This is a genomic window from Dyadobacter sp. HNCC25DJ184, from assembly GCF_056895215.1.
The window spans coordinates 24,649-39,145 of sequence record NZ_JBXHAQ010000017.1; the positions used below are offsets into that span (position 1 = coordinate 24,649).

11 protein-coding genes are annotated in these 14,497 nt (G+C 44.3%); 7 read left to right on the plus strand and 4 right to left on the minus strand.

Features of this window, described 5'->3' with window-relative positions:
- Positions 1-65 precede the first annotated feature (65 nt).
- Together AC1XUD_RS21940 and AC1XUD_RS21945 are read left to right on the plus strand one after the other, a co-directional pair.
- Entirely contained in the window at positions 66-488 is a 423-nt protein-coding gene (locus tag AC1XUD_RS21940; RefSeq protein WP_483363169.1) for a secondary thiamine-phosphate synthase enzyme YjbQ, read from the plus strand.
- A 141-nt stretch (positions 489-629) separates the two neighbouring features.
- Entirely contained in the window at positions 630-2,510 is a 1,881-nt protein-coding gene (locus AC1XUD_RS21945) for a right-handed parallel beta-helix repeat-containing protein (RefSeq protein WP_483363170.1), read from the plus strand.
- A gap of 79 nt (positions 2,511-2,589) precedes the next feature.
- On the opposite strand, the gene AC1XUD_RS21950 is transcribed toward AC1XUD_RS21945, so the two are convergent.
- The 3 genes from AC1XUD_RS21950 to AC1XUD_RS21960 are packed head-to-tail and all read right to left on the minus strand — an operon-like array spanning position 2,590 to position 6,201.
- Positions 2,590-4,005, minus strand: a complete 1,416-nt coding sequence (locus tag AC1XUD_RS21950; protein ID WP_483363171.1) for a S8 family serine peptidase — start codon at positions 4,003-4,005, stop codon at positions 2,590-2,592.
- 21 nt (positions 4,006-4,026) lie between these two features.
- On the minus strand, positions 4,027-4,494 hold the full coding sequence (locus AC1XUD_RS21955; protein WP_483363172.1) for a protease pro-enzyme activation domain-containing protein: 468 nt from the start codon (positions 4,492-4,494) through the stop codon (positions 4,027-4,029).
- A gap of 45 nt (positions 4,495-4,539) precedes the next feature.
- A complete protein-coding gene (locus AC1XUD_RS21960) occupies positions 4,540-6,201 on the minus strand; it encodes a DUF6345 domain-containing protein (RefSeq protein WP_483363173.1) in 1,662 nt (553 codons plus the stop codon).
- Positions 6,202-6,402: 201 nt separating this feature from the next.
- Between AC1XUD_RS21960 and AC1XUD_RS21965 the strand changes: the two genes are divergently transcribed.
- Positions 6,403-7,257: a tyrosine-type recombinase/integrase gene (locus AC1XUD_RS21965; protein WP_483363174.1), complete on the plus strand. Its 855-nt coding sequence runs from the start codon at positions 6,403-6,405 to the stop codon at positions 7,255-7,257.
- Between the two features lie 142 nt (positions 7,258-7,399).
- Positions 7,400-8,140, plus strand: coding sequence for a hypothetical protein (locus AC1XUD_RS21970; protein ID WP_483363175.1), 741 nt, complete (start codon positions 7,400-7,402; stop codon positions 8,138-8,140).
- 18 nt (positions 8,141-8,158) lie between these two features.
- Here AC1XUD_RS21970 and AC1XUD_RS21975 read toward each other — a convergent pair whose 3' ends face one another.
- On the minus strand, positions 8,159-9,301 hold the full coding sequence (locus AC1XUD_RS21975; protein WP_483363176.1) for a DEAD/DEAH box helicase: 1,143 nt from the start codon (positions 9,299-9,301) through the stop codon (positions 8,159-8,161).
- Between the two features lie 248 nt (positions 9,302-9,549).
- Between AC1XUD_RS21975 and AC1XUD_RS21980 the strand changes: the two genes are divergently transcribed.
- The 3 genes from AC1XUD_RS21980 (at position 9,550) to ccoN (ending at position 14,496) form a co-directional block, all read left to right on the plus strand.
- Positions 9,550-11,991 carry a heavy metal translocating P-type ATPase gene (locus AC1XUD_RS21980; RefSeq protein ID WP_483363177.1) on the plus strand — a complete coding sequence of 814 codons (2,442 nt, stop codon included), beginning with the start codon at positions 9,550-9,552 and terminating at the stop codon, positions 11,989-11,991.
- A gap of 94 nt (positions 11,992-12,085) precedes the next feature.
- Positions 12,086-12,229, plus strand: a complete 144-nt coding sequence (gene ccoS, locus AC1XUD_RS21985; RefSeq protein ID WP_483363178.1) for a cbb3-type cytochrome oxidase assembly protein CcoS — start codon at positions 12,086-12,088, stop codon at positions 12,227-12,229.
- Between the two features lie 95 nt (positions 12,230-12,324).
- Positions 12,325-14,496: a cytochrome-c oxidase, cbb3-type subunit I gene (gene ccoN / locus AC1XUD_RS21990; protein WP_483363179.1), complete on the plus strand. Its 2,172-nt coding sequence runs from the start codon at positions 12,325-12,327 to the stop codon at positions 14,494-14,496.
- Position 14,497 lies beyond the last annotated feature (1 nt).

The window sequence follows — 14,497 nt, forward strand, 5'->3', positions numbered from 1 at the left end:
GCGGAAAATAAACTCAGCGGAACTCTGGGTTTCAACTCCCTTTACGCTGCGTTTAAGCACAACAAATGAAAATATACCAAAAACATATCGTCCTGAAGGAACGCAGGCGTGGGTTTCATCTAATCACGGGTGAAGTACTTCAGGCACTGCCGGAGTTGCGTGAAATTTCCAAAGGAATATGCCAGGTTTTCATCCAGCATACTTCAGCTTCGCTCACCATCAACGAAAATGCAGATCCGACTGTCAGAGTGGATTTTGAAATGTTTTTCAATAAAACAGTCAAAGAAAACGACCCGGACTATGAACATGATTACGAAGGTTCCGACGACATGCCAGCCCATCTCAAGGCCGCAATTCTTGGATCTTCAGTAACTATACCTGTCACCAACGGAGCATTCGCGCTGGGTATTTGGCAAGGCATATACCTTTGTGAGCATCGTAATGCTGGAGGAAGACGTAGTTTGGTGATAACGGTGTGGGGAGAATAGGCGTCCATTTTTCTTTAAAAGGGTTAGCCGCAATAGGCGCCATGGATTACGAGATGGGCGCAAAGGCTGTCTTTCATTGCGACCCTTGCGAAATCTATTGCGACTATCGCGGTTAAAAAAATTGTCAAATCAGCCAAATTGATGAAAAGGTATAGGATTAAATCTCTAATTATCGCCTCATTTTTCTTTATTCAGTTGTCACTTTTTGGGCAAAAATCGTCCTTAAACTTAAAAGTGGACCGTGTTCTGAACAAAAGCTCTAGCCTATATCCTGCTTATAAAAACCGCAAGCAATCGCCGGGAAAAACTATCTACTATATCGACCCCAAAAACGGAAACGATCATAATAAGGGTACGGGCGCCAAACAAGCCTGGAAGACATTTGGACCGGCAAATCAGTTTGTATTTTCAGCCGGAGACGAGCTGCGTATTACCGCTCCGGGCAGTTTCGATCAATCGCTGGTTTTGATGGCCAACGGAAGTAAAACAGCACCTGTTACCGTCAGTTTTGCGCCGGGCAGATATGATATTTTCCCAACCAACTCTTTCAAAGCGACGTTTAATATTTCAAACACCAACGACACGCCGGATTCTTTGAAAGCAGTCGCTCTTTATTTTTTAAATTCGAAGTATATACAGGTTGAAGGCATCGGAGCTAAAATCGTATTGAGGGGCAAAATGATTGAAATGTGCGTCCACAAAACGGACGATATTAGCTTCGATGGCATTTCGTTTGACTATCAGCGTCCTACTGTATCCGAATTAACCGTTGCCAGTACCGGAAATAATTTCGCCGATTTGAAAATTCACCCCGACTCAAAATATAGTATCAAAGACAGCATATTGACATGGGAAGGAGAAGGCTGGCGACATCAGGCGGATTGGTACTGGCAGGTTTTGAACCCCGGGACAGGCGATCTGGCCCGACAGAGCATCAATTTAAAAAATGTAAAATTCTCAGAAAATGGCAATTTTGTGAGAGCTACCTTTCCTAAAAACCCCGGGTTTCAGGCAAATTCCACGTATCAGAACCGCGATGTCACGAGAGATTGTGCCGGTATATTCATGGAGAGAAGCAGCAATATCTCTATCAAAAAAATGCATATCAATTTCATGCATGGAATGGGGGTTGTAAGTCAGTTTTGTACCAACATCAGCATAGATTCGCTTGTTGTAAAGCCAGATGAAAAATCGGGAAGAACCTGTGCCGCATGGGCTGACATTTTACATTTCTCGGGTTGTAGAGGCTTGATAAAAATTGAAAACTCATTCCTTTCCGCAGCCAACGATGACGCGATCAATATTCATGGAACGCATTTGAAAGTTACTGACAGAGTGAGCCCGAAACAGATAAAGGTTCGGTTTATGCACAATCAGACTTACGGATTTGACGCATTTACAGTGGGCGACAGTATCAGTTATATCCATGCTTCGAATCTGCTTGCGACCGGGGATAATGTGGTCAGCAAAGTCGAAAAACTGAACGAAAGGGAAATCATTCTAACATTGCAAAAACCTATTCCTGACAAGATATCTGATTATGTGATAGAAAATACTTCATGGACACCCACAGTCCTGATTAATAATAACATCATCTCCACCATACCCACCCGCGGGATGTTGATAACCACCCGACGGAAGGCAATCATCGAAAATTGTATATTTCAGAATGTGTATATGAGCGGTATACTGGTTGCCGATGATGCCGAAAGCTGGTATGAATCCGGAATGGTGCAGGACCTGACAATTCGTAAGAATAGATTTGAATTATGTGGAGAACCCGTCATCAATATTCACCCTGAAAATAAGGTTCACAGCGCGGCGGTTCACAATAATATCCGAATCATTGACAACTCTTTTCAATTGAAGAATATGGCTTTGTTGAGTGCAAAAAGCACATCCGGCATTCTTTTCAAAGGGAATACTATCAGAGCGAAAACAATTTTACCAGTGGATGATTATTTGAAGTTGACGAATTGCGAGCATATTCAACAAACAGATAATCAAGTTTCGAAGCAATAATCATTGTCTGACATTAAAAAGAGCGGGATCGCACATCACACGCAATCCCGCTCTTTCTTTATATTAACTTTTCACGCTGCTATACCGAATCAACGGCTGCGAAAGCATCTGTCAGTCCGTGACCAGTTGCCAGATCGGGGCCAACTGTTGCAGCATTTCCGCCAGTACTTGCACTGGCGTTTCCGGCTTTCACATCCCGGGCGGTGTTCATCAGTATCTTTTTGATCTCGGCTGGTTTCAGGGTCGATTTCCTTTGTTTAAGCAACGCACAGGCTCCGGCTATCTGAGGCGCAGCCGCCGACGTACCACTGATCGCCGCCCAACCATCTTTTTTGGTCGTTTCATCTCCATTCGGGTGAGTGGAACCGTTGGCTAAATCTTTGTCAATATCGTCATTGGGTTGGACAGGAAGCATGATATAGGCAGCTCGCGGAAGCATACCCACCAATCCGCTTACATCCGGCACTTTTCTTCCGGGATATATATTGCTGGCAAATCCACTCGCATAATCGCTTGCCTGCATCGAACCATCGATTTTCATAAAGACCCCACCGGCAGATATCACATCCGGATGCTGACCAGGGAATCCCCAGTGACCATTTCCAGCCGAAAACACGACCGTAATACCCTTGCTTACTGCCAGCGCAATCGCTGCTGCCAGAGTATTCTGCCCAGCCGAAAGCGGTCCATTTTGAACGCTCCATCCCCAGCTGCAACTGATGATATGCGGTTTCAGTGCGACAGCCGTATTAAATGCAGCAACAGAATCAATACCGGATTTGACCATGGTGAATATTACATCTGGAGCCACGGCGAAAATATTCGCTGATTCGGCGGTGCCGTGTCCCACTTCGTCGTCATCAGGATTGGTCGCGCCGGGCGCCAAAACAACCGGATTTACATTATATCCCCGTTGCACGAAATAGGGATGTTTATACCAGCCAGTATCCACCATCACTACTTTGATCTTTTTACCGGTATATCCTTTCCGGTGCGCTTTGTCAGCATTAAGCCCTAGCGACACGTCACCAGGTACTTTCAGATGCCAGTAAGCCTTAGTGGGCGCGAAAGCATTTTCAAAATATTCGACCGGTTCAACGATTGCCACGCCTTCCAGCAAATTGGAAAGTGAACTTTGGTCAGTAGCAATCAGACCTTGCATCTGACTGTTATTGGAATCTATAAAACTGCGTGTAACCGTTTCATTCAATGAGCTTAACACCTCCTTATCCTGACTAAATACACTGGTTTTGAAAACTCGCTCATATAGCTCCGGCGACCCAGCAATGGAAATCGAGGCTTCGCTCACAAGCAGTACCTCAAACCCCTCTGCTTTTAATTTCCTGACTGCTGCGGCAGTTTTTTGTTTGCTGGAAGTAAAATCCTTTGCGTTATTATGGTTAATGGATTTAGCATCCACATTAAATAATGAGGTCCCGCCCAGTGATTCAACAGAAGCCTGAGCATATATCTTTGGAGGAAGTGGCTTGGCCATATCAATAAATTTTTTAGTGAACTAATGATATTCAACGGGTTCGGGTAGATCTACCGATTCGACTACATTTTTCCAGTGGTTCGGGACGGGAATCTTTTTCTGGGTTTTATATACCGTAAATCGCTTGACTTTGGTTTCCAAAACTTTGACACCCAAAACCTTTTCAAAATTTTCAACAGAAGTCGACGCCGACAATCCGATACCACTCTCAGTCACGTCAAAACCGTCCGATTTCAAAAGCTTTTTAGCCTTGCGAACCGTGGCAGCCGCGGGCTGATATTTGCTAACTGTCTCGCTTGTCACCAAAGCATCTTTGTCCAGAAGCGAGGAGCCTGAAGCCGATTTCAGCGTAATTAGGGCTACAATCATGGGTGATTTGAGGTTTGTCTGTGCTGACAGCTCATTGGATATAAGCATCGGGAAAATACATAACCATTTATATATTAGCACTTTGCAAGCATCCATTTGCCATTCAATTATTGATATCATATAAGATCCGAAAATTATTTCATCTTTCCGGATCTTATATTCATTTTATGAAAACAGCGGCACCCTCACAATGTGAGCTTTCTGAATCGATTCGCCATTGGCTTCTCCGTGATCAACTGAATATTCCCTTTGGGCGGTCAGTTCTCCAGTTTGACCAGAGAAATCATATCCGTCCAATGCTTCGATAATCTCACTTTTGAGCGGACTACCGTTGCGGCTGCTCGCAAATTCAATTCCCGTAACGCGGCCCAGCTCTGAACGGACAGCGTTGTTGAGTGAAATTCCTTCCTGCAACTCAAATTTTAACGCTTTTGAACCTTTCACCGGATCCGGCACAACTCTTTTTGGTTTATTAGTTACCCCAAGAACCTGTTTGGTAGAATTATGAATACGGGTCAGTTTACCGTCGTTATCATAAGTCATCATCACCAAACCGTGGTTGTTATTGATACTTTTCACGCCCTTGTGAGCCTGTCTGAATATCACCGTGGTATCCGTTACAAACGCATCCTCAATCTTTCCACTTCCTTCCAATGTACCGCTTTGAGCCCGGTCAACTCTCAGCGAGTCAAATACCAGCTCAATGCCGTCCTGTTCAAAACGAAGATCTTTCAGTGATTTTTCAGCAGACTTGATCGCCTTATCAGGTTGTAGCGTTTTTGTGTTTTCATAGTTCGCATCACCCAATACTGCCAGCAATCGTCCTTCTGCGTCCACTGTCAGTTTCCTTTCTTCTCCGCTGGCAACAATTGTTCCGTTCCGTTCGAATCCGAAAGTTTCCAGGTCGTTTTTTGTAAAGCCAAGTTCTTTACCCAAAGCCGCCAACCTTTTTTCATCAAAAACCGGTTTTCCAAAAAGTAGCACTTCCGGCTTTTTGGGTAACTCCTGCCGGTCGGCTGCCTGAAATACGGGTCTTTCAAAACCTCCCCATCTCCAGCTATACCAGTTCTTCGCAACGGCCCCCCACTCAAAACTCCGCTCATTAAATAGCCGGTTTTGAGATTCCTGAACATTCGCACCCATTGCACAAACCGTTGGAATTTGGTTATGAGATATTGCCCAACTTGAGTTAATCCATGCTTCGCTGAATTTTTGTCCCGCGTTCCAGTTATTGCCAAAGTTCTTTCCATAATTCGGATTGTCAACACTGTTTGACTGGTATCCAAAGATCATCCGTAAGCCACGGTTGGCAGCGTCCCAGGTTTTCATAGGCGTGATCCGATTAGGGTTAACATCCAATATTTCAGGCACTTTCAATGACTGACAGGTAGACCAGAACAAATACCTCAGCTGTTCATTTCCAATGACCATATTAGAAGAAAAGGCATCGATTCTACCATCCCACGAGCCTCCCATGGGTGCAAAAAAGAGCCCATTACCATCCATACCACCGTGACCAGAGTGATAGAAAGCCACGACGGAGTCCATTCCATACGAATCCTGCCAATTGTCGTAAGTTTCTTCGTAAGCCCACACTTTCACGCCGTCGTCGCGGAACCAAAAGTTTCCGGAATTCCATGTTCCATACCACTCCATGAAACCCTGAGCATCCGCGTGAGTAGCATGAAGGTTTCCAGCCGCACCCATCGAAGGGAATATCTGAATACTGTGAGCACCATATCTATCCTCGGATCCGCTTACATTGAGCGCGAGATTTGCCGCTTTTTCGGCAAATGGTGAAGTTCTTTCAAGCAGTTTAAAATTCATTTTGTTAAAAATATAGGTGAGCGATTCCCAGTTTCGCCGGAAAATTTACACGCCTGCCACTCAAAGGTCAGACAGGATGACCTGCGGTTACCGTTAAAAAAGATAAGCCTCTGAAAACGACCGCTTAATAAGACGAAAATACCACCCGCACCAACATCGATTACATTTGTTGCGTGTAACATGCCGATAATAGATAACATTATGAACACCAAAAACTTAGAACCGTTTTCAGGAGGACTGCTGCAGTTTGTCAGTTTTTTGGAAAAGAACAGATATAGTTACAGCACGATCAAGGCATACAAAAAAGCCTTGTATTCCTTCTTTATTTCTACCGGAGCATCATCTCCGGCGTCCATCGACGAGCGGGATGTGGCGGCCTATCTGGAGGAAAAGCAATCGGAGAATATCTCTGCCTGTTTCCGAAGACAGATCGTCAGCGCGCTTAAGTTGTTTTTTCAGGATGCCTTTCAGCAAAAACTGGAGGTAGTGCATCCCGTCAGCGTTCCGCGGGAATATCGCGTTCCGGAAACGCTGTCGAAAGCTGAAATAGGCAGACTTCTAGAAGCGACAGAGAATATTAAACACAGAGCAATTCTGACCGGCCTATATAGTGGCGGCCTGAGACTAAGCGAGATAACCAGGTTGAAAATCGCTGATATTGATTTTAAAAGAATGATTATTCAGGTGAAAGGAGAAGATGGCGGGAACGGTCGCGAGGTGATGCTCTCTACTATTTTTAAGGATTTGCTCATCCGGTATATGCGTATGTATATGCCGAAGGTATGGCTTTTTGAGGGGAATGGACCGACACGCCAATATTCCAACAGGAGCGTTCAGCAGATATTCTCAAATGCATTGACTAAATCCGGAATTGATAAAAAGGTAAGTGTACATACATTGCGCCACAGTTTTGCGACGCATTTGCTGGAAAGCGGCACAGATATCTACATCATCCAATCCTTCCTCGGCCACCGTTCCGTAAAAACTACGAAGATGTATCAGATGGTCGCCAAGGCCGATAAGCACAAAATTTTGAGCCCGATGGATATGCTTTGAATTGATGCTCACGTTTCATATCAAAAGAAATCAAATTCATCTTATAGCGATTCCAACCATTTCGTTCTGAGATGTGCCATGGAATATGATGCTTTAAATAATTTTTGTCATCATTTTTATGAGCGACCTCAAAATCACGGATATGAAATCTATTTATTTTCTGCTCTTTATTGCACTACTTTTTTCATGCAAAAAGGATAATGTCGAGGCCGATATAAATCCACCTGAGCAGGCTTTGACGAAAATAATTGTGAATGGAAAAGTATCTGAACTGTATGAATATAAGGATGGTAGGTTGGTAAAGGAAAGTTCATATTTCAATTGCGATACACCGAGGATGATATTCAACTATGTGTATGACGGTGATCTGCTGAGCCTATTAAAGACTCAGTCGAGGGGAATGTATTCGTCTTCCAGCACCGAACTCTGCAATCCCAACAGCAAATTTGACGACCGGGAAGAGACTCTGAAATATGATGGAGACAAACGATTGGTCAGAAGAGAAGGCCCCAACACATACTTCTTGTATGAACGAAATGGGCAAAATCAGGTGGTGACGATCACACAACATTTTGGTACAACCAGCAAAAAGACATTTTTAAAATATGATCGCAACGGAAATTTGGCGGAAATCAGCGGAGCCGCCAATATCAACGGAGATCCAATAAGATATGAGTACGACAATCAAACCAACCCATATCACTATATGACCAGGTTTGACAACCTATATGCCTCTCCATACAACGGGCCAAACAACGTGATCAAGGCATTCGACAAAGACGGCAAACAGCTTTGGGAAAGGAAGTTTACTTACAATTCGGCGGGGTTGCCAATTGAATGCCTAGAGACCAATGGGGTTGTGTACGAATATCAGTATCAATAACTTGCGAGTGAACGGGGATTAATATCCCATCAATTCCAGATCATAACTTTCACGCATTTCAACCTTCTTGCCCATCTTTTTCTGGATGATTTTAAAATGGTGGACATCTTCGGGAACGATCAGTGATATAGCTTCACCCGACGCTTCTGCCCTACCCGTCCGGCCGATGCGGTGAACGTAATCTTTTGGTGATCTTGGCAATTCAAAGTTGATCACATAAGGCAGAAACTGAATATCAATACCTCTTGAAACGAGGTCGGTAGCCACCAGAACGGTCAACTTTCCGGATTTGAACTTATTCAACGCTTCCGTTCTTGCTCCCTGACTTTTTTTACTATGCATCGCCGCCGCCTGGATACCGTTTTTAGTCAGTTTTTCAACCAGATTGTCTGCAGTTCTCGTCGCGGAAACGAACACAAGCACTTGCTTCATTTCTTCCGTTTTGATCAGATACCGAAGCAAAGGCCCTTTTCTGTCAGGATCAACAAAATAGCCGATTTGCTTGATCTGATCTATGTTTTGCTCTTCTTCAATGATCTCAATTTTAACCGGATTCCGTAAAATGCTTTTGTGAATGGCGTCCACTTCATCTCCCAAAGTGGCGGAAAAAAGAATGCTCTGGCGCTGCTTCGGCAAAAGGAAAAAGATATCCTTCATCTCGTCGGCAAAGCCCATATTGAGCATTTTATCGGCTTCGTCCAAAACCAGTATTTCGGTATTAGAAATCGTCAGTGCCTTGTGCCTCAATAAATCGATTAGCCGTCCGGGAGTAGCCACCAAAATCTCAACATTCTGTAAACCAATCATTTGTGGATTAATAGAAACCCCGCCATATACCGCCAAAGTCTTCACTTTGCGAGGTAATTTTTCTCCGAATGTTTGAAAAACGACGGCGATCTGAACAGCAAGTTCCCGAGTCGGAACCAAAACCAGTACCCGTATCGAACGATTCTGGGGAGCGCCTTTTGTTTGAAACCATTCCAGTATGGGCAGAACAAATCCGGCTGTTTTACCGGAGCCCGTTTTGGCAATTCCTAATATATCTTTTCCATTTAAAATCGCCGGAATAGCCTCTTTCTGAATCGGATATGGCTGTTCATAGCTTTGATCAGCGATGGATTTTAAAAGAGATTCGGATAGGCCGAGCGATTGAAAAGACATAATAATCTGGAATACTGAGCGGATGTTTTTTGCAAAGATACCATTAATCGAAAGACTATTCGTCTGTATTGGGAAAGCTTAGCGAGGTCCGCACCTGCGTTTCATGACAAATGTCATAATTTAAACCGCACATTAGTCGTCATTTATGCAGTCTCGCAGCTACAATTTTGTATTCGGTTTACTACCTTAGCAGAAATATATAACCTGCTGTTAGAAAGTAAATTACACATCTTACCGATGCTCAATTTATGGAATCAGCATTATATAATACTCAACAAGAAATTCTGGAAAGCAAAACCTGTTATCACTGCGGTGAGAAAATTCAGGACCAAGAGGTCATTCTCGACGAACTGCAATTCTGCTGCCAGGGTTGTTCTGCAGTTTATGATATACTCAAGGAAAACGAGCTTTGTAGTTATTACAATATAGAAGGAGCTCAGGGCAATTCTCCATCGGACAATTTTTTCAAAGGCAAGTTCGATCACCTCGATCTGCCCGAAGTTGAAAGTAAACTCATCGATTTTACCGACGGACGATATTCCAGAGTCAACTGGCACATACCGAAAATCCACTGCAGCTCCTGCATATGGCTGCTGGAACAACTCCACCGACTTAACCCGGCAATTGTTACTTCGCTTGTCAATTTTCCTGAAAAACAGGTGACGATTACTTTTCGCTCAAAGGATATTAAGCTAAGCGAACTGGCGGGATTAATTACCAGGATCGGATACGAACCCTACCTGAGTTTGAATGATATCGACGGAAAGAAAAAAGGCAATATCAACCGTTTGCGCCTTTACAAAATCGGAATCGCCGGCTTTGCTTTCGGGAATATCATGATGATGAGTTTCCCTGAATATTTTCATATCCAGAATACCGGAAACGATGCAGGACTAAGTCGTATGTTCAGTATATTGAATATCGTCCTGAGCATACCCGTTTTGTTTTTTTGTGCCTCTGATTTTTTCAGATCTGCCTGGACTGCATTAAAGGCTGGATATCTGAACATCGACGCGCCGATCGCGCTGGCATTGATCTGCGTTTTTCTGACTAGTCTTTATCAAATCAGTACCGGAACAGGACCGGGATATTTCGATTCTCTGACGGGGGCTGTATTCTTCATGCTTTTAGGGCGCTACTTTCAGGATAAAACCTATCAGGGTATTTCTTTCGAACGCGATTACAAATCCTATTTTCCAGTAGCGGTAACCGTTGTCAGAGGTCAAAAGGAGGCTCGCAGACCGATTGTGAATCTGGAAAAAGGAGACCATATGTTTGTCAGAAATGAAGAGATGATTCCTGCAGACTCCGTTCTCATCAGTCCAACCGCCCTGATTGATTACAGTTTCGTCTCCGGAGAAGCAGACCCTGTTTTAAGAAAGAAAGGAGAAACCATATACGCAGGTGGAAAACAAAAAGGTGCGGCCATTAATCTGGAAGTATTACGCCCTGTATCCCAGGCCTACCTGACGCAGCTTTGGAATAATGACATTTTCACGCAACAAAAAGAAAACCAACAACATACGCTCGCAACGAGGATCAATAAGTACTTTTCGGCGGTCGTTTTGACCATTGCATTTCTGACATTCCTTTTTTGGTTTTTTGCCAAAAATGAGCACGCTATTGCCTTTAATGCATTCACAACCATACTGCTTGTGGCCTGCCCTTGTGCACTTCTTTTATCATCGACTTTCACCAACGGGAATTTATTGAGCCTTTTCGGAAGACATAAATTTTACCCTAAAAACGCCCACGCGCTGGAAATGCTAGCGGCAATTGACACTATTGTTTTCGACAAAACAGGCACGATAACGGTCGCTAACGAAGGCCAGCTCAAATTTGTGGGAAGATGTTTGACCGCAGATGAAGAAATAATGGTGAAAACCATCGCACATCAATCCGCCCATCCCCTCAGCCGTATGTTGGCCGAAAAACTTAATACTTCCATCAGCAAGCGCTCATTGATTGACTTTAAGGAAATTCCGGGAGCGGGTATACAGTGTATGTGGGGTAATAAAAACGTAAAATTGGGTTCAGCAAAATGGACTGCTGCCGACGCAACGGACGACTCGAAAAAGCATTCGACTGTTTTCTTATCCATCGACGGAGCCACTATCGGATATTTTATTTTCAACAATAAATACCGATCCGAACTTCCTGAAACCATTGAAAAACTCGCCGATTCCGGATATGCAACTTATTTACTATCAGGGGATAAACTCACAGATGAAAGTTATCTGGGAGCAATCTTCAAAGGAAAGTCAAATCTCTTTTTCAACCAGACTCCCGAAGGCAAACTGAATTTCGTCAGAAATCTGCAGAAGCAAAATTCAAATGTACTGATGGTCGGCGATGGACTCAATGATGCCGGGGCATTACGACAAAGTAATGTAGGGCTGGCGGTCTCTGACGATATCAACAATTTCTCGCCTTCCTGTGATGCGATTGTCCAGTCATCTCAACTCGCCAAATTACCGGAGTATATCAAACTGGCTAAAAAAGGTCAGCAGATCATCAAGATCAGTTTTTCCATCTCACTCCTTTATAACCTCGTCGGACTCTCATTTGCAGTCGCCGGTGAGCTTACACCTGTGGTTGCAGCGATATTAATGCCTATCAGTTCAATCAGTATTGTTTTGTTTACCACAGTGGCCACCAATATGGCGGCAAGGCAATTATTCGCTAACTGATTATTGTCATAAAAACAGACATCAGCCATCATGCTTGGTGTCTGAATGCAGCAGTAGTTTTGACTTGTTATTGAGCACCTAAATAGTCGAATACATGACAGCCCTGTACATTTTAATAATCGCAAGTTTAGTTGTCGCCCTGGGATTCCTGGCCGCATTTATCTGGTCAGTGAAGAAGGGACACTACGACGACGACTATACCCCATCGGTCAGGATACTGCTCGACGACGAAAAATGAAATCACATTTCTTATAACCTAATCAGTGACCGAACCCGGATATAACAAACTGATTAAAAACATATTACTTATTTACCACTTGTATTAATTCTGTTATGTCAAACATTCCCAACCCACTTAATCCGGTGGTTGAACTGGAAGAATTTCAGTACGACAATAAGATAGTCAGGGATTTTGCGATCGCCTGTATCCTGTTCGGACTTATCGGGATGCTCGTTGGTCTGCTGGCTGCCTTTCAGCTGGTCTTCCCCGATTTAAATTTCAATTTACCATTTACCACTTTTAGCCGGATTCGGCCGCTGCATACCAACGCGGTCATTTTCGCATTTGTCGGCAACGGCTTTTTCACTGGTCTTTACTACTCCGTTCCGCGCGTGCTGCGCACACCCATCTGGAGCCCGGCATTAAGCCGGTTCCATTTTTGGGGATGGCAGGCGATCATTATTGGAGCAGCCATTTCCCTTCCGATGGGATTCACGACCTCCAAAGAATATGCAGAACTGGAATGGCCATTTGATATAGCTATCGCCGTAGTTTGGGTATCGGCGCTGGTGAATATTGTCATGACGACTATCAACCGCCGGGTCGAACATATATACGCTGCCGTTTGGTTCTATATCGCGTCTTTCGTCACTGTGGCGATGCTGCATGTGGTTAACAGCGTTGAGATTCCAGTTTCGTTTTTAAAGAGTTATCCGGTATATGCCGGGGTTCAGGATGCGCTTGTACAGTGGTGGTATGGACACAATGCGGTGGCATTTTTCCTGACCACGCCCTACCTCGGTTTAATGTATTACTTTTTACCAAAAGCAGCCAACCGTCCTATTTATTCTTACCGACTCTCCATCGTCCATTTTTGGGCTTTAATATTCCTTTACATCTGGGCCGGGCCGCACCACCTGCTGTATACCGCCCTTCCTGAATGGGCTCAGACTTTGGGTACCATATTCTCAGTTATGCTGATCGCACCTTCATGGGGAGGTATGATGAATGGATTGATGACGCTGCGCGGGGCATGGGATAAAGTGCGGGAAGATGTGGTTTTGAAATTCATGGTCGTAGCGATTACCGCATATGGTATGGCTACTTTCGAAGGTCCGATGCTGTCTTTCAAAAATGTAAACGCCATCGCCCACTATACCGACTGGATCGTTGCGCACGTTCACGTGGGGGCGTTGGGCTGGAATGGTTTCCTGACTTTTGGTATCCTTTACTGGCTGTTTCCGCGCCTGTACAGCCGACCGTTATATTCTCCTAAAGCGGCAAATTTTCACTTCTGGATTGGCACTTTGGGTATACTTTTCTATACCATCCCAATGTATTGGGCAGGTTGGGTGCAGAGCTCGATGTGGAAAGAATTTACACAGGAAGGGCTTTTAAAATATCCCAATTTCCTTGAAACCGTAACACAACTGGCTCCATTATACCTGATGCGGAGCATAGGTGGAACGCTATATCTGATCGGATTTGCGGTCATGATTTACAACTTGTGGATGACAGCCTTGAGTGGAAAACTAGTGCCATATGAAACCGCAAGGGCACTGCCGTTGAAAGCAATTTGGCATACTTCTGAAAACGAGCACTGGCATCGTAAAATATTCGAACGCAAACCTGTAACGCTGACCGTCATATCGCTTGTCGCGGTGGCGATCGGGGGTATGATCGAAATGATACCGACATTTATGGTTAAGTCCAATATCCCGACGATTGCGAGCGTGAAACCATATACCCCGCTCGAATTGCAGGGGAGGGATATATATGTACGTGAAGGGTGCTATGTATGTCATACTCAGATGATTCGCCCATTCCGCTCAGAAATTGAAAGATATGGTGAGTACTCCAAATCGGGTGAGTTTGTTTACGACCATCCACATCAATGGGGGTCGAAAAGAACCGGCCCGGATCTCCATCGGTTAGGCGGCAAATATCCTGACTCATGGCATTACAACCATATGGAAGATCCGACCAGCATGTCGCCGGGCTCCATTATGCCAAAATACGGCTGGTTGCTGGAAGATGATCTGGATACGACGACAACTATTGCCAAAATAAAGGCCATGCAAACTCTGGGTGTGCCATATGAAAAAGGTTATGAAAAAATCGCGAATCTGGATCTGCATAGGCAGTCGAAGGAGATTCAGGAAAGACTGAAACAAAGTGGAATCAAAACAAGCGAAAACAAAGAGATCATTGCTTTAATCGCCTATCTGCAAAGATTGGGGACGGATATAAAAGGTGAAAATAAAACACAAAAGTCCGGATTCTGAT